Genomic DNA, 22,403 nt, shown 5'->3' with positions numbered 1-22,403 from the left:
GTTGACTAGGTGGCGGACTCGCCGTCGTCCGGGCCGCCCGCGTCGGACCTGTTCGCGCGCCGGCTCAGGGCGACGGCGACCGCGATGCCGACGACCGCCAGGAGCGCCACGAGCACGATCCACACCCACAGCGGCACGCCGTCGTCCGCCGCGCCGCCGGTGGCCCGGGTGGACGTCGCGGTGGCCTCGGCGGTGATCGTGGCGACCGAGCCGGTGGCCGTGCTGCCCGGCGACGTCACCGCGGGAGTGGTCGCGGCGGGGGACGTCACGGCCGGCGGCGCGGCGGGCGTGGTGGCGGCCGGCGGCTGCTGCGCCGGCGGGGCCGTCAGCGTGAACGCGAACGTGCCGTCGACGAAGTCGCCGTCGAGCGACTGGACCATCCACGTCACCGTGTACGCCCCGGCCGGCGAGCCCGTCTGGTTCAGCGGGACGAGCAGCGTCGCCCCCTGCGCCGTGACCTCGCCCAACGGCCACGCCGCGCCGTCCGGGCCGGTGACGGTGACCGTGGCGCTCTCGGCCGGCACCGGTTCGGTGAACGTCAGCGTGAGCCGGGTGGGCCGCTGCGGCAGCGAGGCGCCGTTCGCCGGGTCGCTGGAGACCAGCTCGGTGTGCGCGGACGCCGGGGGCGCCGCCCCGAGCAGGACCAGGGTCGCCAGGAGTGCCGAGAGCGCCAGTCGGGTCATGCGGTAGTTCTACCGGGTCCGGGGGGTGTCCTGCCGATCGGCCGGGAGCTCGTCGTCGGGGGGCTGGCCGTCGCCCCGGCGCGGCCCGCCGCGCTGCATGTCGCCCTCCATGATGTTGTCCGCGGTGGAGACGCCGTCCACCGCCGAGGCGAGGACCGTGACCACGTCACCCGCGGCGACGTCGTCCAGGTCGGCCTGCCCGCCGTTGACCCGCGTGTCCCCGTCGATCGTGTACGTCTTGCTGAAGCCGTCGCCGCTGCGCACCGTGACGGAGTCGGCGTCGACCTCGGTGACCTCGCCGTTCTGGAACTCGCCGTGCTGCGCGTCGCCGAACGGCCCGCCCATGATCACGAGGCCGCCGCCGGGGCGCATGCCGTAACCGCCCGGGCCCAGGCCGCGCGCGGCGTCGGAGTTGCCCGCCGCGTAGATCACCCCACCGCCGACGGCGGCGATGCCCACGGCGACCGCGACCGCCGCGAGGGTCTTGCGGCCGTTCCAGCCGGTTCCGGGGGCGTCGGCCCGCGCCGGCGGCTCCTCACCCCAGGTCGGGTGCTGCTCGGTGTCGGTAGTCATGGCGACCACGCTCTCGGCGGACCCTGTGCGCAGCCTGTGCGGTCCTTGGGCGGCGGCTGTGCGTCGCGCCGGCTGGTTGACCGGGTTCCCCGCGTTTCCCGCGTTCGCCGGGTTCGCCGGGTTCGTCGGGTTCACCGGGTTCACCGGGTTCCTTCGGGGGTTCACAGGTGCCGCACAGGATCGGCACAGGGTCGTCTCAACCGCGGGCGCCACGATGCGCCCATGCGCCCAGTGCCCGCTTCGGGGGCCTCCCCCGAGCTCCGCCGCCCGGACGGCAGTCCCGTCCGGGTCCTCGTGGTGGACGACGAGTCCACGTTGGCCGACCTCATGTCGATGGCGTTGCGGATGGAGCGGTGGGAGGTCCGCACCGCGCTCGACGGCACGTCCGCCGTCCGGGCCGCGCGCGAGTTCCGGCCGGACGTGGTGGTGCTGGACGTGATGCTGCCCGACTTCGACGGGCTGGAGGTGCTGCGCCGGATGCGGGCCGACCTGCCCGCGTTGCCGGTGCTGTTCCTGACCGCCCGGGACGCCGTGGAGGACCGGATCGCCGGGCTCACCGCGGGCGGCGACGACTACGTGACCAAGCCGTTCAGCCTGGAAGAGGTCGTGCTGCGGCTGCGCGGGCTGCTGCGCCGCACCGGCGTCACCGAGGCGACCGCCGGCACCGAACTCGTGGTCGGCGACCTGGTGCTGGACGAGGAGACGCGCGAGGTGCGGCGGGGCGGCACGTCGATCGAGCTGACCGCGACCGAGTTCGAGCTGCTGCGGTTCCTGATGCGCAACCCCCGGCGCGTGCTGTCCAAGGCGCAGATCCTCGACCGGGTGTGGAGCTACGACTTCGGCGGGCAGGCGAACATCGTCGAGCTGTACATCTCCTACCTGCGCAAGAAGATCGACGCCGGCCGGACGCCGATGATCCACACGATGCGGGGCGCCGGGTATGTCCTCAAGCCTTCGGCCTAGGCGCTGGTCCCTGCGGACCCGGCTCGTCGCCGAGCAGGTGGCGCTGCTCGCCGTGGTGTGCGCGATCATCGGCGTGGCCACCGGGTTCGCGCTGCGGGAGTTCCTGGTCGGGCAGCTCGACGACCAGGTGGTCGAGTCGGCGGTGAAGGCGAGCCGCGAGCTGCCGCCGCCGATGCCCGACGACCTGCACCGCGGCCCGCTCGACCGGCCGGGGTTCCGACCGGGGACGTTGGTGCTGATCAAGCGCCTCGACGGCGCCACCAACGCCGAGCGGCTCACGCCGGGGCGCGGCGAGAGCGAGGCGCTGTCGATCGACGTGAGCGCGCTGGCCGCCGCGGTGCCCGCCGACGGGAGGCCGCGCACGGTGTGGCTGGGCGAGGAGCTGGGCGACCACCGGCTCGTCGCCGTCACCACGCCGTTCGGGACGCGCGTGATCACCGGACTGCCGATGTCCGACGTCGACGGCACCGTGTGGCGGATGGGGTGGGTCCTCGGCGGGGTGGCGCTGGCCGGGCTGATCGCCGCGAGCCTCGCCGGGGCGCTGATCGTCCGCCGCACCCTGCGCCCGCTGGAACGCGTCGCCGCCACCGCCGGACGGGTGGCCGAGCTGCCGCTGCACGAGGGCGAGGTGGCGTTGGCGGAGCGGGTGTCGGAGCGGGACGCCGACCCCGACACCGAGGTGGGTCAGGTCGGGCTGGCGTTGAACCGGATGCTCGGCCACGTCGGCAGCGCGTTGCAGGCGCGGCACGCGAGCGAGACCAGGGTGCGGCAGTTCGTGGCCGACGCGAGCCACGAGCTGCGCACGCCGTTGGCGGCGATCCGCGGGTACGCCGAGCTGACGCGTCGCACGTCCGACGACGTGCCGCCGCGGATCGCGCACGCCATGCGCCGCGTGGAGTCCGAGGCGGTGCGGATGACGTCGCTGGTCGAGGACCTGCTGCTGCTGGCGCGGCTCGACGCGGGCCGGCCGCTGGGACGTGAGCCGGTCGACCTGTCGCGGCTCGTGGTCGACACCGTCAGCGACGCCCGGATCGCCGGACCGGACCACGAGTGGCGCCTGGCCCTGCCGCCCCAGGCCGTTCAGGTGACCGGTGACCAGCACAAACTGCACCAGGTGCTGGCGAACCTCCTGTCGAACGCCCGCACCCACACGCCACCCGGCACCACCGTGACCACTTCGCTGTCCATTGTGGACGGTGCGGTGGAGGTGGCGGTGACCGACGACGGCCCCGGCATCCCGCCCGACCGGCAAGGCGAGGTGTTCGAGCGGTTCAGCAGGGGCGACACGTCGCGCTCCCGTGCGGCCGGCAGCACCGGCCTGGGCCTGTCCATCGTGTCCGCCGTCGTGACCGCGCACAACGGCACCGTGCGACTGAACAGCAGACCGGGCCACACCACCTTCACCGTTCGCCTGCCGCACCACCCCCCCACCTGATCCGGCGCGGGTTCGGATGCAGGGTGCGTACTGGCCGGGGTTGGGGTGCACAGGCGGCTCACAGGTTGGGCACAAGGCGTGCCCAGGGTTGCCGGCCAGGGTCGAGCCCATGCGAGCGCGACTACCCCTGTTGCTGTTGTCGGCCGGGACGGCGGTGCTGTACCTCTGGCGCCTGGGCGACTCCGGTTGGGCCAACGCCTACTACTCCGCCGCCGCCCAGGCCGGAGCCGAGAGCTGGCACGCGTGGTTCTTCGGGGCCACCGACCCGGCCGGCGGCATCACCGTCGACAAGACGCCCGCGGCGACCTGGGTCATGGGGCTGTCCGCCCGGCTGTTCGGCGTCAACGCGTGGAGCATCCTGGTGCCGCAGGCCCTCATGGGCGTGGCGAGCGTCGTGCTGCTGCACGCCACCGTGCGCCGGACGGCCGGTGAGGCCGCCGGCCTGATCGCGGGCGCCGTGCTGGCGCTGACACCGGTCGCCGTGCTGATGTTCCGGTTCAACAACCCCGACGCGTTGCTGGTCCTGCTGCTCGTCGCGGGCGCCTACTGCACGGTCCGCGCCACCGAGACGGCGTCGGCGCGGTGGTTGGCGCTCGCCGGCGTGGCGGTCGGGTTCGCGTTCCTGGCCAAGATGGCGCAGGCGTTCCTGGTGCTGCCCGCGTTCGGGCTGGTGTACCTGGCGTTCGCGCCGGCGGCCGTGCTGCGCAAGGCGTGGCACCTGGCCGTGGCGCTCGGTGCGGTGGTCGTGGCCGGCGGATGGTGGGTGCTGGTGGTGGAGCTGGTCCCCGCCGGGTCGCGGCCCTACATCGGCGGGTCGCAGTCGAACAGCGTGCTGGAACTGGCGCTCGGCTACAACGGCCTGGGCCGGCTGACGGGCGAGGAGATCGGCAGCGTCGGCGGCGGGGGCTGGGGTTCCGGCGGGTGGGGACGGTTGCTCGGCGCGGAGATGGGGAGTCAGATCGCGTGGCTGCTGCCGACGGCGGTGGTGCTGCTGGTCGCCGGGTGGTGGGCCGGACGCGCGGGCGAACGGGTCCAACTCGCGCTGTGGGGCGGGTGGCTCGTCGTCACCGCCGTCGTCTTCAGCTTCATGAACGGCATCATCCACGCCTACTACACGGTGGCGCTGGCGCCGGCCATCGGCGCGGTGATCGGGATCGGCGCCGTCGCGCTGTGGCGGAAGCGGCGCGAGCCCGCCGCGGCCGCGGCACTGGCCGGCGCGTTGGCCGTCACGGCGTTGCAGTGCTACCTGCTGCTGTTGGACTGGTCCACCACGTTGGCCGTGGTCGTGCTGGTCCTCGGTCTGGCGGCCGCCGTGGGGTTGTTCCTGTCCGCGGTCGCGCCGGCGGTCGTCGTCGTGCCGCTCGCACTGGTCGCCGCCCTCCTCGGGCCGGGCGCGTACTCGGTCGCCACCGCCGCGACGCCCCACTCCGGCGCGATCCCGAGCGCCGGTCCCGGACCTGGGGACCGACCGGGCGGCGGGCTGGTGGTGGTCGGCCCCGGCGGCGCGGTGACCGGTGGCGGCACCGGGCGGATGGGCGGCCTGCTCCACGCGCCCGACCCCGGTGACGACCTGGTTCGGCTGCTGCGCGACAGCGACGGCTTCACGTGGGCCGCGGCGACCGTCGGGTCGAACAACGCCGCCGGGTTCCAGCTCGGCAGCGGGTCGCCGGTGCTGGCCGTCGGCGGGTTCAACGGCACCGATCCCGCGCCGACGCTGGAGCAGTTCCAGACGATGGTCCGAAGTGGACGAATCCACTACTTCCTCGGTGGCGCGGGCATGCCGGCGGAGACCGGCAGCGACGCGTCCGAGCGGATCGCCGAGTGGGTCGAGGCCACGTTCACCCCCACGACCGTCGACGACGTCACCGTCTACGACCTCACCGACCGGAACCTCACCGATCAGGACATCACCGACCGGGACCTCACAGCGGGCGCACAGCGATGACACACGAGCCGCCCAGCGAACCGCCCGAGGGTGAGGTCATGACACTCGCTTCGCCCACGGCGACCACCGTGCTCGACGTGGTGGTGCCCGTGCACAACGAGGAACGCGACCTCGCGCCGTGCGTGCGCGAGCTGCACGCCGACCTCAGCCGGACCTTCCCCTACCCGTTCCGGATCACCATCGCGAACAACGCCAGCACCGACGGGACGCGCGCCGTCGCCGACGCGCTGGCCCGTGAACTGCCCGGCGTGACCGCCGTGCACCTGGCCGAGAAAGGACGCGGCCGGGCGCTGAAAGCCGCGTGGACCGCGTCCGACGCCGCCGTGCTCGCCTACATGGACGTCGACCTCTCCACCGACCTGGCCGCCCTCGCACCGCTCGTCGCGCCCCTGATGTCGGGTCACTCCGACCTGGCGATCGGCAGCCGGTTGGCGCGCGGGGCACGGGTGGTGCGCGGACCGAAGCGCGAGTTCATCTCCCGCTGCTACAACCTCGTCCTCCGCGGCACGCTCGCCACCCGGTTCACCGACGCGCAGTGCGGCTTCAAGGCCATCCGGGCCGACGCCGCCCGCCGCCTGCTGCCCCACGTCGAGGACACGGGCTGGTTCTTCGACACCGAACTGCTGGTGCTCGCCGAACGGGCGGGCGCGCGCATCCACGAGGTGCCGGTCGACTGGGTGGACGACCCCGACAGCCGGGTCGACCTCCTCGCGACCGCCGTGGCCGACCTGAAAGGCGTCGCACGGGTGGCGCGCGGCCTGGTGACCGGGCGCATCCCCATCGGCGACCTCCGTGCCCAGCTGGGGAGGCAACCGTTGGAGCCGGGGACACCGGGCGTGCCCGCCGGGCTGTTCCGGCAACTCGTCCGGTTCGGCGCCGTGGGCGCGATCAGCACAGTGGCCTACCTCCTGTTGTTCGTGCTGCTGCGCGGCGGCCTCGGCGCGCAGGGCGCCAACCTCGTCGCACTGCTCGTGACGGCGATCGCCAACACCGCCGCCAACCGCCGTTTCACCTTCGGCGTGCGCGGCCGGAGGGGTGCGGGCAGGCACCAGTTCGAGGGCTTGCTCGTCTTCGGCCTCGGTCTGGCGCTGACCAGTGGCTCACTGGCTTTGCTGCACACCTTCGCCACACCCGGCGGCCCGGCCGAGCTGGCCACGGTCGTCGGCGCGAACCTCCTGGCCACCGTCCTGCGCTTCCTCCTGCTGCGCAACTGGGTCTTCCGGCCCCGCCGCACCACCCCTCACCTCCCCTGACGGCTGACCACTGACCGCTGACCACTCCGACCACCGTCGACGATCGTTGGGATCACTCCATGACCACCGCCACTGAGATGGCACCCGCGGCCGCACCCGCCTCGCCCCGGCCACGTCGGAACGGGCACACGGCCGCTTTGGTCGTGCTGCTGGCGGGCACTTCGGTGCTGTACCTGTGGGACCTCTCCTCCTCCGGCTGGGGCAACACCTACTACGCGGCCGCCACGCAGGCCGGGTCGCGGGACTGGGTTGCCTGGCTGTTCGGCGGGCTCGACGCCGGCGGCGTGATCACCGTCGACAAGCCGCCCGCCTCCTTGTGGGTCAGCGGGCTCGTCGCCCGCGTGTTCGGGTTCTCCAGCTGGACGGTCCTGGCGCCGCAGGCCGTCCAAGGGGTGCTGGCCGTGTGGTTGTTGTACGCCACGGTGAAGCGCACCTCCGGCGCCGTGGCCGGGCTGATGGCCGGGACGGCGCTGGCCGTGACGCCGGTGGCGGTGTTGGTGTTCCGGTTCAACCTCCCCGACGCGTTGCTGGTGCTGCTGATGGTCGCCGGCGCCTACTGCACGGTGCGGGCGTTGGAGAAGGCGTCCGCGTGGTGGCTCGCGCTGGCGGGCGTGGCCGTCGGGTTCGCGTTCCTGGCCAAGATGGGGCAGGCGTTCCTGGTGCTGCCCGCCTTCACGGCCGCCTACCTCCTCGCCGCGCCGACGTCCCCGGGCAGGCGACTCCTGCACCTGGCGGGCGCGGGACTGGCCGTGGCCGCGTCCGCCGGGTGGTTCATCGCCCTGGTGGAGCTGTGGCCCGCCGACTCACGCCCGTACATCGGTGGGTCTTCGAACGACTCCCTGTGGGAGCTGGCCATCGGCTACAACGGCCTTGGCCGGATCTTCGGCGGAGGCGGCGGGAAGGTCGTGGGCGGCGGCAACGGCAACCTCGGGTTCGGTGGCGACGCCGGGATCGACCGGTTGTTCGGCGCCAGCATGGGCGGCGAGATCTCCTGGTTGCTCCCCGCCGCGCTCATCGGACTGGTCGCCGGGCTGTGGTTCACGCGCCGCGCGCCGCGCACCGACCGCACCCGTGCGGCCCTGGTGCTGTGGGGATTGTGGGTGCTGGGCAACGGGATCGTGTTCAGCCTCATGAGCGGCATCACCCACCCGTACTACACGGTCGCCGTCGCACCGGGCGTCGCGGCGCTCGCCGCCATCGCCGGCCGCGAGATGTGGCGCGGACGCGCGCACGGCCCGGTGCGCGTGGCCCTCGCCCTCATGGTCGCCGCGGCCGGTTTTTGGGGCTTCGCGCTGCTCCAGCGGTTCGGCGACTGGGTGCCGGCCCTCCGCTGGGTCGTCGCCGCCCTGACCGTGCTGGTGGCCACGGCGATCATCATGGGCGCGCGCCGGATCGCCGCGCTCGCGCTGATCACCTCCACCCTCTCCACCGCCGCCTTCGGCGTGGCCACCGCCGCCACCCCGCACGGCGGCTCCATCCCCATGTCCGGCCCCGCCTCCTACACCGGCCAGCTGAACGGCGGCGGCCCGATGGGGCAGACCTCCGACGAGCTGGCCGCGCTGCTGAAGGACACCACCGGCACCTGGGCCGCGGCGACGCTGAGCGCGCAGGCGGCGGCAGGACTCTCGCTGGCCTCGGGCAAGGCCGTGATCGGGATCGGTGGGTGGAGCGGCGGCGACCCGGCGCCCACGCTCGAAGAGTTCCAGCGGTACGTGGCGGACGGCCGGATCGGCTACTTCGTCACCGGGGGCATGGGCGGCGGGGGCGGCCCGCGCGGTGACTCGGAGATCACCGACTGGGTCGCCGCGCGCTACGAGGCCACGACAGTCGGCGGCTCCACCGTCTACCGACTCGGGTAGCCCACGGGCGCGACCCCCACCGAGCCCGGCAACCACCCGCGCCAGGCCCCTGGCAAGGGAACGCAACCAGCCTGGCACGCGTGAGCGAGGCACCACGCTCCCTCGGCGGCGGCCAGGCGCGTGCCGCGGACCGCCGGCCGGGTGATCATCAGGACGCCGAGCCGGAAGCCGACCACGCCGCCAGCACTGGTGGACAGCGTGCGGGACCTCGGACCAGGTCGGCACGCACGACCGAACGGCCACAGCCACCCCGACGCGCAGCGGCAGCGGCAGCGGCAGCGGCAGCGGCAGCGGCAGCGGCAGCCGAGCACACACGCCCCACCTCCAGCGCGGCCGGGCAGACACACCCAACTTCGTGCGCAGCCGGGCACGCACGCCCCACCCCTCGTGCAGCCGCAAGGGAGGAGCCGCGTCCGTCCACGCGGGCACGCGCGGTCGAGGGGGTGCTGCGGAGCGGTCGGGTAGGCGCGATCGGGGCGACACGGCCGAGCAGGTCGAGAGGCACGGGCGAAGGAGCGAGGGGGTGCGGGGCCGGCCGTGGCCGGCGTGGCGGTTGCCGGTCGCACGTCGACCGGAACGAGGTGGCGGCCCGAAGTCGACTGTGGACAGTGAGCGAAAGGCTTGCGAGACAGTGGTTGTGGTCATGCCTCCACGTTATTCAAACGCGTGGTCGAGGTCATCACTCGGTCGGATGACATATCGGGGCGGTTCCGGGTGACCCGCCCACGAGCGGTACATGATGGTTGCGGCATAAGGGAGGAGGTCGCGCCCTCGCCGCCACAGCCACGGAATCCCCTTGAACACCAACCATCCCGCGTGGTGCAGCGGGGTCACCCTCAAGCCGCCCGTGCACACCAACGACACCTCACCGGGCACCTCGCAGCCCATCTCCGCCAACCGCGCCGCGAACGCCGCCGCCAGCCGCCGGTGCCCCAGCTCCGACGGGTGCAGCCGGTCCACCGCCCACGTCTCCTCCGCGTACGCGCCCGCCATCAGGTCGAGGTCGACGCACCCGATCCCGTGCCGCCGCACGACCGCGTCGATGATCTCGTTCAGCTCGCCGATCCGCGCCCGCAACGCCCGCCGCAGCGCGCCCGGCAGCCGGAACACCCTGCTGTGGTCGTGGAACCGCACCGTCACGACCGCCGAACCCGCCGCCACCAGCGCGCCCACGATCGCGTCCAGGTCGACGTGCAGCCGCCGGCCGTCGAAGTCCGAGCGCAGCGTGTCGTTCATGCCCACCAGCAGCACGGCCGCGTCCGGGCGCGACGGCAGCACCTTCGGCAACTGCTCGTGCCGCACCGACGCCACCCGCGCGCCGGTGGACGAGACGTTCAAGTACCGCGCGTCCGCGAAGGCCGCCGCGAGCAACGGGCCGACGCCACGCCACCCACCGGGCACGGGGTCGCCCACGCCCACCGTCGTCGAGTCACCCAGGACCACCAGGCTGCGCACCGTCTTGGCCACGGGAGGACCATCGCGCAGCGACGTGACGCGCCGAGAACGAACAGCGGAACGCTACCGGAATGCCGGGTACAGCGGCAGTTCCGCGGCCTTCGACCCGTACCGCGACACGAGCGCCGAGAGGACGGCGTCCGCGTGCGCCGCGATGTGGTGCGCGCCGGCCGCCACGGCGTCCGCCCGCAGCCGCACCCACCGCGTGGTCAGCACGACCACCCGCGGCGGCGAGTCGAGCGGGCGGTGGCCGGACGGCAGGGCCGAGTCGAGCCCCGGCAGGCCGCGCCACGTGCCGAGCCACACCCACAGCAGCTGCGCTTCCAGCAGCCGGGGCAGGAACACGGCGTCGTCGTCCAGGTCGGGCCACACGGACGACACCTCGGCGCGCCACGCCGCGACCATCGCCTCCGACATGCCGGCGGGCAGCCCGTACGCGCACCAGCACGACGGGAACGGCACCCGCAGGCACGCCGCGTCGAACACGATGTCCCGCACGCAGCCGCCCTCGAAGTCGAGGAACCGCACGCCCTTGCTGGTCACGAGGTGGTTGTCGGGGCACGACGTGGACGGGCTGAACGCACGCCGGCGGGACGTGACGAACCCGCGCACTGCCTGGTCGGCGAACGACCGCACCGACTCGGGCGTCTCCACTTCCAACGATTCAACGAGCAGCTCCGGCAGCCCCCGGAGCGCCGTGTGCACGTCGACGACGATCGGGTCGGCGCAGCACTGGCTGCCCTGGCGGCGCATCAACGCGTCGAAGTCCGCGTCACGCCCGGCGGTGGTCGCGTGCAGCCGCCCCATGGCGTGCGCCCACGACAGCAGGCCCCGTTCGGCGGCACGCGCGTCGGAGCCGAGCAGCTTCTCGGCCAGCCGAGGCGCCTTGCCGAGGTCTTCGAGGACGACGAGCCGCTTGGCGTTGTCCTGCGCGACCAGCTCGGGGGTGAGGCGTTCCTCGGACGGCAGCGCGGTGAGCAGCTTGTGGCTCACCACCTCGTGCGCGAACGGGTCGCGGTCCGCCACGGGCGACGGGTAGCGCTTGACCACGAGGGTGCGGGGCAGGGAGAACGGGGTGGAGGCCACCCGGACGCGCGCGACGACGGACCGGCCCGCTCCCCCGAGGTCCTCGGGGTCGGCCAGTCGCACCGGTGCGCCGAACCTGCCGCTCAACACCGATTCGGCCGCCGCCACCGCGTCGTCAAGCTCGGAGGGGGCGGCGTCGTCGATGTCGTGCGGGCCGGCGGTGATCTCCACGCTCATCTCCTCCGACCCTACTCCCGGTGGCCACCGACCTGACAGAACCCGTCCGGGCACCGTGACGGTAATGCTCACCCACCGCCCGTCACCACCTTTTGTGGAAATGAGGACCCGGTCAGCCGCTCGCGAGGGGTCGTCCCAGGTCGTGGACCCGGCCGCGCCGGTTGCGCACGGCCAGGACCAGCGCCGCCGCCGCGACGATGCCGACGAGGTTCACCGCGAGCTGTGCCACGGACTGGAGGCATATGTCCCACTCACCGAGAACGGCGGCCACGGCGGCGTAGCCGGCGGCGGGCACGGTGGTGACCGAAATGAACACGCCGACGAGCGCCGCGGACTTCGCCGACGTCATGGAGAGCATCCCGGCGGCGCCCGCGAGCAGCGCCACGATGAGCGAGAACGGCCCGACCTGGAACACGAAGTCGACCTCGTGCGCGGACAGCACCATGTCCCGGTCGAACAGGTCGGTGTAGGAGCCGGCGAACGCGGCGACCGCCGTGATGGCCATGGCGACGGGGAACCCGACGGCGAGCCCGGTGGCGGCCCGGCGGACCAGGTCCCAGCGCCGCAGCACGAGGCCGACGGCGATCGCGGCGAGCGGGCCGAACTCGGGTCCGACGACCATGGCGCCGACGATGGTGACCGGCGAGTTCGTCACCACGCCGACCGCCGCGAGCAGGCACGCGATGGTCAGGAACGACAGGAACGTGACGTTGAGGCGGGACTCCTCGCCGGTGCGGGCGAGCAGTTCCTCCCACACGACGGCGTCCGCGGCCTCGCCGGGCGCGGCTTCCTCGGCGCGGTCGGCGGCGTCGGACAGGGCGGTGTCGATCTGCTCCAGCGTGACCCCGCCGGCGCGGTCGACGCCGAGGTCGCACAGGGAGGACACGACCACGTCGGTGGCCTCCCTGGCGACGTCGGCTTCCACGACGTCACCCGCGGGGTCGATCGCCGCGCCGCGCAGCAGCACGACGTGCGTCACCCCGGGGTGCTCCTTCAGCGCCACCAGCACCGCGTCGGTGCGGTCCGGCGGGCAGATGGCGCGCAGGTGCAGCACGGCCTTACTGCGCCGTCTTCTCCGCGCCGGACTTCTCGGGCGCGGACTTCTCGGGCGCGGACTTCTCGGGCGCGGACTTCGCAGCACCGGACTTCTCGGCACCGGACTTCTCGGGCGCGGGCTTGGCGTCCACGCCCGCCTCCTTGCGCTGCTGCGGCGTGATCGGCGCGGGCGCGGCGGTCAGCGGGTCGTAGCCGCCGCCGCTCTTCGGGAACGCGATCACCTCGCGGATCGAGTCGAACCCGCCGAGCAGCATGGCGATCCGGTCCCAGCCGAACGCGATGCCGCCGTGCGGCGGCGCGCCGTACTTGAACGCGTCGAGCAGGAAGCCGAACTTCTCCTGCGCCTCCTCGGGCGAGATGCCCATGACCTGGAACGCCCGCTGCTGCACGTCGGCGCGGTGGATACGGATCGACCCGCCGCCGATCTCGTTGCCGTTGCAGACGATGTCGTAGGCGTAGGCCAGGGCGTTGCCCGGGTCCTCCTCGAACCGGTCGATCCACTCCGGCGTGGGCGAGGTGAACGCGTGGTGCAGGGCGGTCCACTTGCCGCTGCCGACCGCCACGTCGTCGCCGATCTTGTCGACGGCCTCGAACATCGGGAAGTCCACGACCCACACGAACGACCAGGCGTTCTCGTCGATCAGGCCGACGCGGTGCGCGATCTCCACGCGGGCCGCGCCGAGCAGGGCGCGCGCGCCGTCCGGGTCGCCCGCGCCGAAGAAGACGCAGTCACCGGGGTTCGCGCCGACGGCCTTGGCCAGCCCGTCGCGCTCGGCGTCGGACAGGTTCTTGGCCACGGGGCCGCCGAGCGTGCCGTCCTCGTTGACCAGCACGTACGCCAGCCCGCGGGCACCGCGCTGCTTGGCCCACTCCTGCCACGCGTCGAGCGTGCGGCGGGGCTGCGACGCGCCACCGGGCATGACGACCGCGCCGACGTACGCCGCCTGGAACACCCGGAACGGGGTGTCCTTGAAGTAGTCGGTCAGCTCGGTGAGCTCGAGGCCGAAGCGCAGGTCCGGCTTGTCGGTGCCGTACTTGGCCATCGCCTCGGCGTAGGAGATGCGGCGGAACGGCCGGGCGATCTCGTGGTCGGCCAGCCCCTGCCACAGCGCGGAGATGATCTTCTCGCCGAGCGCGATCACGTCGTCCTGCTCGACGAAGCTCATCTCGATGTCGAGCTGGGTGAACTCGGGCTGCCGGTCGGCGCGGAAGTCCTCGTCCCGGTAGCAGCGGGCGATCTGGTAGTACCGCTCCAGGCCGCCGACCATGAGCAGCTGCTTGAACAGCTGCGGGGACTGCGGCAGGGCGTACCAGGAGCCGGGGCGCAGGCGGGCGGGCACGAGGAAGTCGCGCGCGCCCTCCGGGGTGGAACGGGTCAGGGTCGGGGTCTCGACCTCGACGAACTTCTCGGCGTGCAGCACCTCGCGGGCGATCCGGTTGGCCTCGCTGCGCAGCCGCATGGCCTTGGCCGGGCCGCTGCGGCGGAGGTCGAGGTAGCGGTGGCGCAGCCGCGCCTCCTCGCCGACCTCCAGGTGCTCGTCCAGCTGGAACGGCAGCGGGGCCGCCTCGTTGAGCACCTCCAGCTCGGTGGCGTAGACCTCGATGTCACCGGTGGGGAGGTCGGGGTTCTCGCTGCCCTCGGGGCGGCGGGTCACGTCGCCGACGACCTTGACCACGTACTCGGAGCGCAGCTTGTGCGCCCGCTCGGCCATCTCGCCCTCGCGGAAGACGACCTGGGCGACACCGGAGGCGTCCCGGAAGTCGATGAAGATCACCCCACCGTGATCGCGCCTGCGGGCCACCCACCCGGTCAGGGTGACGGACTGCCCGGCGTGCTCGGCGCGGAGCGTCCCGGCCTCGTGCGTGCGCATCACGGGTACTGCTCTCCTCGGGGGTCGGCTCGACTGACGACTAATGGTCAAGGCTAGCCAACGGCCCCCCGGCCTCCGCCACCAGGTTTGCCGGGTCCGCGCGGAGGCCCCGGCTCGAACGGCCCCGGAGGCCGCTCGGCGCGCTCTACGATCCTGACGTGGCCAGACGCCTGCTCGTGAGCGCCCTGATCCTGTTGACGACCGCGTGCACGACGGTGGTCCCCGGCCGGCCGGTGGCGGGTTCGGCGCCGCCCGCGCCCGTGCCGACGGTCGGCTGCGAGTACCCGCTGGTCACCGGCGAGCCGCGGTACCGGCGGAACCCTCCCGAGGACGGCCTGGCGCCCGCCGGCGGCACCCACACCGTCCGCATCGACACCAACCGGGGCCGGGTCGACGTGGAGCTGGACGCCGCGAGCGCGCCGTGCTCGGTGAACAGCGTCCGCCACCTGGTCGGGAACGGGTCGTACCGGTCCACGTCGTGCCACCGGCTCACGGTGGAGGGCATCTGGGTGCTCCAGTGCGGCGACACGGACGACAACGAGGTCGGCACTCCCGGGTACACGTTCGACGACCCGACCGCGAAGACCGGCGGCTACACGCGCGGTGTGGTCGCGATGGCCAACGCGGGACCGGGCACCAACGGCAGCCAGTTCTTCATCGTCTACCGGGACAGCCCGCTGATCAGCGCCGACTTCCCGGTGATCGGCCGGGTCACGGTCGGCATGGACGTCGTCGACGCGGTCGCCGCGGGCGGCGTCATCCCCGGCACCGGGTACACCGAGGGTGACGGCGAGCCGGCCACGTCGCTGGTCTTCCTGGCGGTGGAGCCCGCCTGAACGCGACCGGGGCCGCCCCCGAAGGGACGGCCCCGGTGCTCACGTGCGTGACGTCAGGCGGTGGGCGCCAGGTAGAGCAGGCGGTTCGGGGAACCGGTGCCCGGGTTGGTCACCTTGCTCAGCGTCGACTGGCCGACCAGGTAGCTCGCCACCTGGGCCGGGGTCGCCGCGCGGTTGGCCTGCAGGTAGCGGGCCGCCGCGCCGGCGACGTGCGGGGTCGCCATCGAGGTGCCGCTGATGGTGTTGGTGGCGGTGTCACCGGTGTGCCACGCCGAGGTGATCGACGAGCCCGGCGCGAAGATGTCGAGCACGGTGCCGTAGTTCGAGTAGCTGGCACGCGCGTCGGTGCTGGTGGTCGCGCCGACGGTGATCGCCTCGGTCACGCGGGCCGGCGAGTAGTTGGCCGCGTTGGCGTTGCTGTTGCCCGCCGCGAGGGCGTAGGTGACGCCCGCCGCGACCGAGCGGCGCACGGCCGCGTCGATCGTGGTGGACGCGCCGCCGCCGAGGCTCATGTTGGCCACGGCCGGCTTGACGTGGTTGCTGGTCACCCAGTCGATGCCCTCGACGACGTCGGCGGTGGTGCCGCTGCCGGCGTTGTTCAGCACGCGGACGCCGTAGACGGTCGCGCCCTTGGCGACGCCGTACTGGCTGCCCGCGATGGTGCCGGCGACGTGCGTGCCGTGGCCGTTGCCGTCCTGGGCGACGCTGTCGTTCTCGACGGCGTCGTAGCCGTTGCGGGCGCGGCCGCCGAACGTGCTGTGGCTGATCCGCACGCCGGTGTCGATGACGTAGACGTTCACGCCCGAGCCGGTGGAGGTGTAGCTGTAGGACGTGTCCAGCGGCAGGTTGCGCTGGTCGATGCGGTTGAGGCCCCACGACGGCGGGTTGGTCTGCGTCGCCTGGGTGTGGAAGACCTGGTCCTGCTCGACGTACTCGACGGCCGGGTTGGCCGCGAGCCGCTTGGCCGCCGCCTCGGGCAGCGTCACGGCGAAGCCGTTGAGCGCGCTGCGGAACACGGTGTCGACCTTGCCGCCGTACTGGCCGGCGAGGCTCTCCGCGGACGTGGCCGAGCCGTCCTTCAGCTTGACGATGAAGTGGTTCTGGACCTTGTGCGCGGCGTCGGCGGCGCGGATCTCGCCCTCGGCGGCCTGGGCCGGGGCGGCCAACAGGGAGGTCGCGGTGACGGCGAGCGCCGTCGCCCCGACGCCGGCCAGGAACCGGACCTGTCGTGACTGTCGCATGCGGACTTCCGTTCTTCCGAAACGGTGACCCCAACCGCACCCCGAGGAGCTTGCAGGGCTCGGGGGTGACGTTGGGCCACCTTGCCCTCGCTGACGGTCACAACGTAGGCATCGTCGGGGTTAACTCGGAAGTGTGAACATTTGCCAGTTATGCCCCCTCCGTCAACAATCGACCTGACCTGCGGGTTCCCAAAATCCGGGCGCGCCGGCGTGACCCTGGCGCTACCGTCCGCTCATGCGTTTGGAACCGGTCACCGAGGACAACTACCGGGCCGTCATCGGCCTCGAGGTCCACGAAGAGCAGCGGACGTTCGTCGCGACGAACCTCAAGTCCATCGCGGACGCCTGGATCCACCGCCCGAAGTTGGAGCCGCTTGCGCTGTACAGCGGAACGGACCTGGTCGGGTTCACGCTCCTGGAGCGCGACCGGCCGCGGGAGCTGCACATCGTCCGGTTCATGATCGACCGCCGGGCGCAGGGCCGCGGGCTGGGGCGCAAGGGCCTGGCCGCGATCGCCGACGTCGCGCGCGCCGAGGGGCGCACCGAGCTGGTGCTGAGCGTCGTGCCGGGCAACGCGGTGGCCCGCGGCCTGTACGCGGCGTTCGGGTTCGCCGACACCGGCGAGGTGGACGGCGGCGAGCTCGTGATGCGCCACGAGCTCGCCCCGACCGCTCACCTCACCGGCACGGCGAACGGGTAGGTCACCGGGTCGGCGGCCAGTGCAGCAGCCGGCCCCACGACAGCGGCGTCGACTCGGCGACGACCGCCGCGTGCACCTGCGCGGGCGTCGCCGAGGGGTTGAGCTGGAGGTACCGCAAGGTCACCCCGGTGACGTACGCCGTCGACAGCGACGTGCCGCTGATCGTGTTCGTCGCGGTGTCGCCGCTGTGCCACGCGACGGTGATGCCGACGCCCAGCGCGTACACGTCGACCACGGCGCCGTAGTTGGAGAACGAGGCCCTGGTGTCGGTGCGGGTGGACGCGCCGGACGTGATGGCCTCCGGCACCCGCGCCGGGGAGAAGTTGGCGGCGTTGGCGTTGCTGCCGCCGGCGGTCACGGACGCGGTGACGCCCGCGGCGATCAGCCGGCGCACCGCGTCGTCGATCGCGGTGGACGGACCGCCGCCCAGGCTGAGGTTGGCCGAGGCGGGCTTGACGTGGTTGCGGGCCACCCAGTCGATGCCCGCGATGACGCCCGAGGTCGTGCCGCTGCCGGCGCCGTTGAGCACCCGCACGCCGCACACCAGGGCTTCCTTGGCGACACCGTTCACGCGGCCCGCGATGAGGGACGCGATGGCGGTGCCGTGGCCGTTGTCGTCCTGCGGGACGCTGTCGTTGTCGATCACGTCGTGCCCGGCGCAGGAACGACCGGTGATCTCGCCGTGCGTGGACCGGACGCCCGTGTCGATCACGTACGCCCTGGTGCGCGCACCGGTGGACGTGTAGGTGTACCTGCCGTCCACGGGCAGGGCTCGCTGGTCGATCCGGTCGAGTCCCCACGGCGGGTTGAGCTGGGTGGTGTGGGCGCGCACGGTCTGGTCCTGCTCGACGTACTCGATGGCCGGGTCGGCGGCGAGCCGGCGGGCCTGCCGGGGCGTGAGCGTCGCGGCGAAGCCGCCGAACGCGGGGTACGTGCGGGTGACCTGTCCGTCGAACGGGGCCGCGACGGCGGACGCCGCGGGGTCCTTCAGCTTGACGACGTAGCTGCCGGGGACGGCGGTGGCCGATCCCGCGTGCAGCACGGCGCCTTCGGCGTGGGCGGGGGTGGTCAGGGTGGCGGCGGCGAGGGCGGCGACGCCCAGGCCGGTCAACAGCTTGCGCATGGCAGGGGTCCTTTGCAGGGAAGGGGCCTTGCGTGGAGGGTCCTTCGCGGGAAGTCCTTCGCGAGCGGGCCTTCGCGGGGTGTTCCGTCGCGGGGTGTTCCGTCGCGGGGTGTTCGTCGCCGGGGCCCGCGGCGGGCTACCTGGCGGGCGACCAGTGCAGGAGCCGACCGCCCCACGGCAGGGGCGTGGCCTCGCGCACGATCTCGGCGTGCACCTCGGCCGGGGTGGCCGCGCGGTTCGACTGGAGCAACCGGGCGGCGACGCCGGTGACGAACCCGGTCGCCATCGACGTGCCGCTGAGGGTGTTGGTGGCGGTGTCGCCCGTGTGCCACGCCGACGTGATGCCGACGCCGGGCGCGTACAGGTCCACGCCGGCGCCGTAGTTGGAGAACGACGCCCTCGCGTCGGCCTGGGTGGTGGCGCCGGACGTCAGCGCCTCCACGACCCGGGCGGGCGAGACGTTCGCGACGCTGCCGCCGCTGCCGCCCGCCGTGACGGACGCGGTGACGCCGGAGGCGACCAGCCGGCGCACGGCGTCGTCCAGCGCGACCGACGCCGAGCCGCCGAGGCTGAAGTTGGCCACGGCGGGGCGGGCCGCGTTCCGGGTCACCCAGTCCACGCCCGCGACGACACCGGCGATGGTGCCGCTGCCCTGGCCGTTGAGCACCCGCACGGCGACCGCGCGCACGCCCTTGGCGACGCCGTGCGTGCGGCCCGCGATGATTCCCGCGACGTGCGTGCCGTGCCCGTTGTCGTCCTGGGCGACGGCGTCGTTGTCGACGGCGTCGTAGCCGTGGACGGCGCGCCCGCCGAACTCCGCGTGCGTGACCCTGATGCCCGTGTCGATGACGTACGCGGTGACGCCCGAGCCGACGGTGGTGTAGCCGTAGGTGGTGCTCAGCGGCAGGGCGCGCTGGTCGATCCGGTCGAGGCCCCACGGCGCGCCGGTCTGGGTGGCGTTGGCGTGCACCACCTGGTCCTGCTCGACGTACTCGACGGCCGGGTCGGCGGCGAGCCGGCGGGCCTGCTTCGGGGTGAGCGTCGCGGCGAAACCGCCGAACGCGGGGAACCTGCGCGTCACCGCCGCGTCGAACCGGGTGGCGACGGTGGTGGTGACGGCGGAGGCGGTGGTCGTGTCCTTGAGCTTGACGAGGTAACTGCCGGGCACCGCGGTGGGTGAGCCGGCGTGCAGGACGACGCCTTCGGCGTGGGCGGGCGTGGCGAGCAGGGTGACGGTCAGGGCGGCTACGGCGAGACCCGGTAAGAGCTTGCGCATGCGGCTTCCTTCGCGGGGTGGGGGGAGACCTCGGCGCGGATCACGCGCCGGGGCTGCCAGTGTGCCGAACTCCGGTCAGCCGGCGGGAGCCCGACGACGCGGGCCGGTTCGGTGGGCGCCGGCGGCGCCGGTCGCGACCGGTCGCCCGGCGGCGTGCGACGACAACGTGATTGAGAAGCGATTCAACGCTGTGGAGAAAATACGGTCGAACGTGTCGTCGAAACAAGAAGTGCGCGCGTTCGACGCCACCGCGGAGAAGTCCTTCAGCGAGTGCGCGTATCCGTTGCGCGTCTCGTTAGGCCGGCCGCGGTCGCCGATCATGCCGTCACCGACCGGCGGGATCGCCCCTACCAGGGCATATCCGATCGGCAGGACGTCCGCTCGCCCGGTCAACGTGACTTTGCGCATAGGCGTTCCGTTCTCCGGCGGGGACCACCGAGCGCATCCCGTTCACAGTTGGGCGAACACGCGCGACCGCGTGGGGTGTGGTCCGCGTCACCCCACGTCCGAGGTTATGGGCTGCTTCGCGTACCCGGAAGGGACCAGACGTCCCAGTCCGGTGCGGCAATCGACCCCGCCGACCCTTCACACCGCCGCTGTTAATGAGATTTCAAACTTTCCACCCGGCAACGCGATTGCGCCGTCCGATTCGGTCAAATTCACAGCGGGAAACCCGATCGGCTGTACCGCGCCGGCGATTTCCCACGATAACGTCGCTCGCCTTGTCCTCGGAAGAACGGAGCGAAGATGACCACGCCAGTCGTCGGACCGGATTCGCGGCTACGCGATCCCCGACGGATCGACGCGGGGGCCGACCCCTTCGCGGAAGCATTGCGTGCGGCGATCAGGGCGAAAGGGCTCAGCCTCGAACGCGTCCAGCACAAGCTGCGGGCGCGCGGGGTGGCGGTCAGCATCGCCGCGCTGAGCTACTGGCAGTCCGGCCGGAGGCGGCCCGAGCGGCCGGACTCGCTCACCGCCGTCAGGCACCTCGAGGAGATCCTGGACGTCGGCGAGGGCGGGCTGAGCAGCCTGCTCGGGCCGCCGCGCCCCCGCGGCAAGGCCCGGCCCCGCTCCCGCGTGTCCGGCCCGGAGGGCTGGGTCGGCGAGAACGACTACGCGACGATCGCCGAGCTGCTGGCCGACGTCGACACCAGCACCGACCAGGACCTCACCCGGCTCAGCCTGCGCGACCAGGTGGAGCTGGCGATGGACGGCAGCACCCGCCGGGTGCGGTCGCGGCAGGTGCTGCGCGCCGAGCGCGCGGGCGTGGACCGGGTGCTCCTGGGCTACGACACCCGGCTGCCCGGCGACCCGCTGCCGGTCATCGGCACGTTGCGGTCGTGCAGACTGGGGCGGGTTTCCGCCGACCCGCGCAACGGTCTGATGGTCGCCGAACTGCTGCTCGACCGCCCGCTGCGCCGAGGCGAGCGGACCGCGATCGAGTACGAGCTGATCCACGTCGCCCCGCACCACCCGACGTTCGACAACACGCACTCGCGGCGCTTCCGACACCCCGTTCGCGAGTACGTCCTGGAGGTCCGGTACGACTCACGGTGTCGACCCGCACGTTGTGAACAATTCACGACCGGTTTGACCGGTGGAGAACCCACCGACGTGCGCGAGACCCCGGTGGACACCTGGGGCTACGCGTACGCGGTCGCACTCGACTTCGGTCCCGGCGTGGTCGGCTTGCGCTGGGAATGGACCTGACTCAATAGGAGCGCGGCAACCCCAGCGTGTGCTGCGCCACGAAGTTCAGGATCATTTCCCGGCTGACCGGCGCGATGCGGGACAACCGGGACGCGGCCAGCAGGGCGCCGAGACCGTACTCGGACGACAGCCCGTTGCCGCCGTGCACCTGGATGGCCTGGTCCACCGCCGCCGCCACCGCCTCCCCCGCCGCGTACTTGGCCATGTTGGCCGCCTCTCCAGCAGCCCGGTCCTCCCCAGCGTCGTAGAGAGCCGCGGCCTTCTGGGTCATCAGCCTCGCCAGCTCGACCTGGATCGCGCACTGCGCCAACGGGTGCGCGATGCCCTGGTGCGCGCCGATCGGCGTGTCCCAGACGGTCCTGGTGCGGGCGTACTCGCTCGCCTGGTCGAGTGCGCGGCGGGCCATGCCGGTGGCGAACGACGCCGCCATGATCCGCTCCGGGTTGAGGCCGGCGAACAGCTGGGCCAGGCCGCCGTCCTCCGTGCCGACCAGCGCGTCCGACGGCAGGCGCACGTCGTCGAAGAAGCAGGTGAACTGCTTCTCCGGCGACACCACCTCCATCGGGATGTGCCGGTAGGTGAAGCCGGGCGCGTCCGTGGGCACGATCATCAGCGACGGCAGGAGCCGCTGCCCGGTCGCGTCGACGTGCCGGGCCACCACCAGGACGGCCTCGACCTCGTCCACGCCGGAGATGTAGTACTTGCCGCCGTTGAGGACCCACTCGTCGCCGTCGCGGCGGATGGCGGTGGTGAGCTTGTGCGAGTTGGAGCCCGCGTCCGGCTCGGTGATGGCGAACCCCATCTTGGTGGTGCCGTCGGCGAACCCCGGCAGCCACCGCCGCTTCTGCGCGTCCGTGCCGAACCGGGCGATCACGGTCGCGCAGATGGCGGGCGAGACCACGGTCAGCAGCAGCGGGCAGCCGCCGGCGGCCAGCTCCTCGCACACGGCGGCCAGGTCGCCGATGCCGCCGCCACCGCCGCCGTACTCCTCGGGCACGGCCACGCCGAGGTAGCCGAGCCTGCCCGCCTCGGCCCACAGCTCGTCGGTCTTCTCCCCCGCGCGCGCCTTGGCGGTGAAGTACTCGTGGCCGTACTTGCGGGCGAGGGCGGCGACGGCCTCGCGCAACGCCCGCCGCTCCTCGCCCTCGGTGAAGTTGATCG

Annotated in this window: 18 protein-coding genes and 1 pseudogene; 8 read left to right on the top strand and 11 right to left on the bottom strand. The window is 73.0% G+C overall.

Going from position 1 to position 22,403, the window contains the following annotated elements:
* Positions 1–5: 5 nt before the first annotated feature.
* Complete coding sequence (locus ACRAKH_RS11180; RefSeq protein WP_447009791.1) at positions 6–683, bottom strand: copper resistance CopC family protein; 678 nt, start codon at positions 681–683, stop codon at positions 6–8.
* 9 nt (positions 684–692) lie between these two features.
* Complete coding sequence (locus ACRAKH_RS11175) at positions 693–1,256, bottom strand: hypothetical protein (protein ID WP_380721073.1); 564 nt, start codon at positions 1,254–1,256, stop codon at positions 693–695.
* Between the two features lie 222 nt (positions 1,257–1,478).
* On the opposite strand from ACRAKH_RS11175, the gene ACRAKH_RS11170 reads away from it, so the two are divergent.
* The 5 genes from ACRAKH_RS11170 to ACRAKH_RS11150 all read left to right on the top strand — a co-directional run bounded on the left by ACRAKH_RS11170 (position 1,479) and on the right by ACRAKH_RS11150 (position 8,711).
* A complete protein-coding gene (locus ACRAKH_RS11170; RefSeq protein ID WP_380721076.1) occupies positions 1,479–2,219 on the top strand; it encodes a response regulator transcription factor in 741 nt (246 codons plus the stop codon).
* Positions 2,197–3,654, top strand: a complete 1,458-nt coding sequence (locus ACRAKH_RS11165) for a sensor histidine kinase (RefSeq protein ID WP_380721079.1) — start codon at positions 2,197–2,199, stop codon at positions 3,652–3,654. Before ACRAKH_RS11170 ends, ACRAKH_RS11165 begins: the two co-directional genes overlap by 23 nt.
* A 109-nt stretch (positions 3,655–3,763) precedes the next feature.
* Entirely contained in the window at positions 3,764–5,599 is a 1,836-nt protein-coding gene (locus ACRAKH_RS11160; protein WP_380721082.1) for an ArnT family glycosyltransferase, read from the top strand.
* Positions 5,600–5,637: 38 nt separating this feature from the next.
* Positions 5,638–6,852, top strand: coding sequence for a glycosyltransferase (locus ACRAKH_RS11155; RefSeq protein ID WP_380721085.1), 1,215 nt, complete (start codon positions 5,638–5,640; stop codon positions 6,850–6,852).
* Positions 6,853–6,911: 59 nt separating this feature from the next.
* A complete protein-coding gene (locus ACRAKH_RS11150; RefSeq protein WP_380721088.1) occupies positions 6,912–8,711 on the top strand; it encodes a glycosyltransferase family 39 protein in 1,800 nt (599 codons plus the stop codon).
* A gap of 654 nt (positions 8,712–9,365) precedes the next feature.
* On the opposite strand, the gene ACRAKH_RS11145 is transcribed toward ACRAKH_RS11150, so the two are convergent.
* The 4 genes and pseudogenes from ACRAKH_RS11145 to aspS form a co-directional block, all read right to left on the bottom strand.
* A complete protein-coding gene (locus ACRAKH_RS11145; protein ID WP_380721090.1) occupies positions 9,366–10,178 on the bottom strand; it encodes an SGNH/GDSL hydrolase family protein in 813 nt (270 codons plus the stop codon).
* Between the two features lie 51 nt (positions 10,179–10,229).
* Entirely contained in the window at positions 10,230–11,429 is a 1,200-nt protein-coding gene (locus tag ACRAKH_RS11140) for a hypothetical protein (RefSeq protein ID WP_380721093.1), read from the bottom strand.
* Between the two features lie 112 nt (positions 11,430–11,541).
* On the bottom strand, positions 11,542–12,483 hold the full coding sequence (locus tag ACRAKH_RS11135) for a DUF389 domain-containing protein (protein ID WP_380721095.1): 942 nt from the start codon (positions 12,481–12,483) through the stop codon (positions 11,542–11,544).
* Positions 12,484–12,598: 115 nt separating this feature from the next.
* Positions 12,599–14,359, bottom strand: a pseudogene (gene aspS / locus ACRAKH_RS11130) (aspartate--tRNA ligase); the annotation flags it as partial.
* A gap of 155 nt (positions 14,360–14,514) precedes the next feature.
* Between aspS and ACRAKH_RS11125 the strand changes: the two are divergent.
* Positions 14,515–15,192: a peptidylprolyl isomerase gene (locus tag ACRAKH_RS11125; RefSeq protein ID WP_380721098.1), complete on the top strand. Its 678-nt coding sequence runs from the start codon at positions 14,515–14,517 to the stop codon at positions 15,190–15,192.
* A 53-nt stretch (positions 15,193–15,245) separates the two neighbouring features.
* Here the strand turns inward: ACRAKH_RS11125 and ACRAKH_RS11120 are convergent, their stop codons facing one another.
* Positions 15,246–16,433, bottom strand: coding sequence for a S8 family peptidase (locus ACRAKH_RS11120; RefSeq protein ID WP_380721101.1), 1,188 nt, complete (start codon positions 16,431–16,433; stop codon positions 15,246–15,248).
* A 235-nt stretch (positions 16,434–16,668) separates the two neighbouring features.
* Between ACRAKH_RS11120 and ACRAKH_RS11115 the strand changes: the two genes are divergently transcribed.
* On the top strand, positions 16,669–17,133 hold the full coding sequence (locus tag ACRAKH_RS11115; protein WP_380721104.1) for a GNAT family N-acetyltransferase: 465 nt from the start codon (positions 16,669–16,671) through the stop codon (positions 17,131–17,133).
* A gap of 1 nt (position 17,134) precedes the next feature.
* Here ACRAKH_RS11115 and ACRAKH_RS11110 read toward each other — a convergent pair whose 3' ends face one another.
* From ACRAKH_RS11110 to ACRAKH_RS11100, 3 genes are all read right to left on the bottom strand, one after another.
* Complete coding sequence (locus ACRAKH_RS11110; protein ID WP_380721106.1) at positions 17,135–18,256, bottom strand: S8 family peptidase; 1,122 nt, start codon at positions 18,254–18,256, stop codon at positions 17,135–17,137.
* Between the two features lie 136 nt (positions 18,257–18,392).
* Entirely contained in the window at positions 18,393–19,532 is a 1,140-nt protein-coding gene (locus tag ACRAKH_RS11105) for a S8 family peptidase (RefSeq protein ID WP_447009790.1), read from the bottom strand.
* Positions 19,533–19,607: 75 nt separating this feature from the next.
* Positions 19,608–19,940 carry a hypothetical protein gene (locus tag ACRAKH_RS11100; protein WP_380721112.1) on the bottom strand — a complete coding sequence of 111 codons (333 nt, stop codon included), beginning with the start codon at positions 19,938–19,940 and terminating at the stop codon, positions 19,608–19,610.
* Positions 19,941–20,279: 339 nt separating this feature from the next.
* On the opposite strand from ACRAKH_RS11100, the gene ACRAKH_RS11095 reads away from it, so the two are divergent.
* A complete protein-coding gene (locus ACRAKH_RS11095) occupies positions 20,280–21,242 on the top strand; it encodes a hypothetical protein (RefSeq protein ID WP_380721113.1) in 963 nt (320 codons plus the stop codon).
* Position 21,243: 1 nt separating this feature from the next.
* Here ACRAKH_RS11095 and ACRAKH_RS11090 read toward each other — a convergent pair whose 3' ends face one another.
* Complete coding sequence (locus tag ACRAKH_RS11090) at positions 21,244–22,401, bottom strand: acyl-CoA dehydrogenase family protein (protein WP_380721148.1); 1,158 nt, start codon at positions 22,399–22,401, stop codon at positions 21,244–21,246.
* Positions 22,402–22,403: the final 2 nt, after the last annotated feature.

This window comes from Saccharothrix hoggarensis (assembly GCF_052936025.1).
Note: the sequence above shows the minus strand (reverse complement) of the source record. Positions and strands in the feature narration are given on the sequence as shown.

Coding starts and splice junctions, on each gene's coding strand:
- ACRAKH_RS11180 (WP_447009791.1), bottom strand. CDS start 683: ATGACCCGACTGGCGCTCTCGGCACTCCTGGCGACCCTGGTCCTGCTC.
- ACRAKH_RS11175 (WP_380721073.1), bottom strand. CDS start 1,256: ATGACTACCGACACCGAGCAGCACCCGACCTGGGGTGAGGAGCCGCCG.
- ACRAKH_RS11170 (WP_380721076.1), top strand. CDS start 1,479: ATGCGCCCAGTGCCCGCTTCGGGGGCCTCCCCCGAGCTCCGCCGCCCG.
- ACRAKH_RS11165 (WP_380721079.1), top strand. CDS start 2,197: ATGTCCTCAAGCCTTCGGCCTAGGCGCTGGTCCCTGCGGACCCGGCTC.
- ACRAKH_RS11160 (WP_380721082.1), top strand. CDS start 3,764: ATGCGAGCGCGACTACCCCTGTTGCTGTTGTCGGCCGGGACGGCGGTG.
- ACRAKH_RS11155 (WP_380721085.1), top strand. CDS start 5,638: ATGACACTCGCTTCGCCCACGGCGACCACCGTGCTCGACGTGGTGGTG.
- ACRAKH_RS11150 (WP_380721088.1), top strand. CDS start 6,912: ATGACCACCGCCACTGAGATGGCACCCGCGGCCGCACCCGCCTCGCCC.
- ACRAKH_RS11140 (WP_380721093.1), bottom strand. CDS start 11,429: ATGAGCGTGGAGATCACCGCCGGCCCGCACGACATCGACGACGCCGCC.
- ACRAKH_RS11120 (WP_380721101.1), bottom strand. CDS start 16,433: ATGCGACAGTCACGACAGGTCCGGTTCCTGGCCGGCGTCGGGGCGACG.
- ACRAKH_RS11115 (WP_380721104.1), top strand. CDS start 16,669: ATGCGTTTGGAACCGGTCACCGAGGACAACTACCGGGCCGTCATCGGC.
- ACRAKH_RS11110 (WP_380721106.1), bottom strand. CDS start 18,256: ATGCGCAAGCTGTTGACCGGCCTGGGCGTCGCCGCCCTCGCCGCCGCC.
- ACRAKH_RS11105 (WP_447009790.1), bottom strand. CDS start 19,532: ATGCGCAAGCTCTTACCGGGTCTCGCCGTAGCCGCCCTGACCGTCACC.
- ACRAKH_RS11100 (WP_380721112.1), bottom strand. CDS start 19,940: ATGCGCAAAGTCACGTTGACCGGGCGAGCGGACGTCCTGCCGATCGGA.
- ACRAKH_RS11095 (WP_380721113.1), top strand. CDS start 20,280: ATGACCACGCCAGTCGTCGGACCGGATTCGCGGCTACGCGATCCCCGA.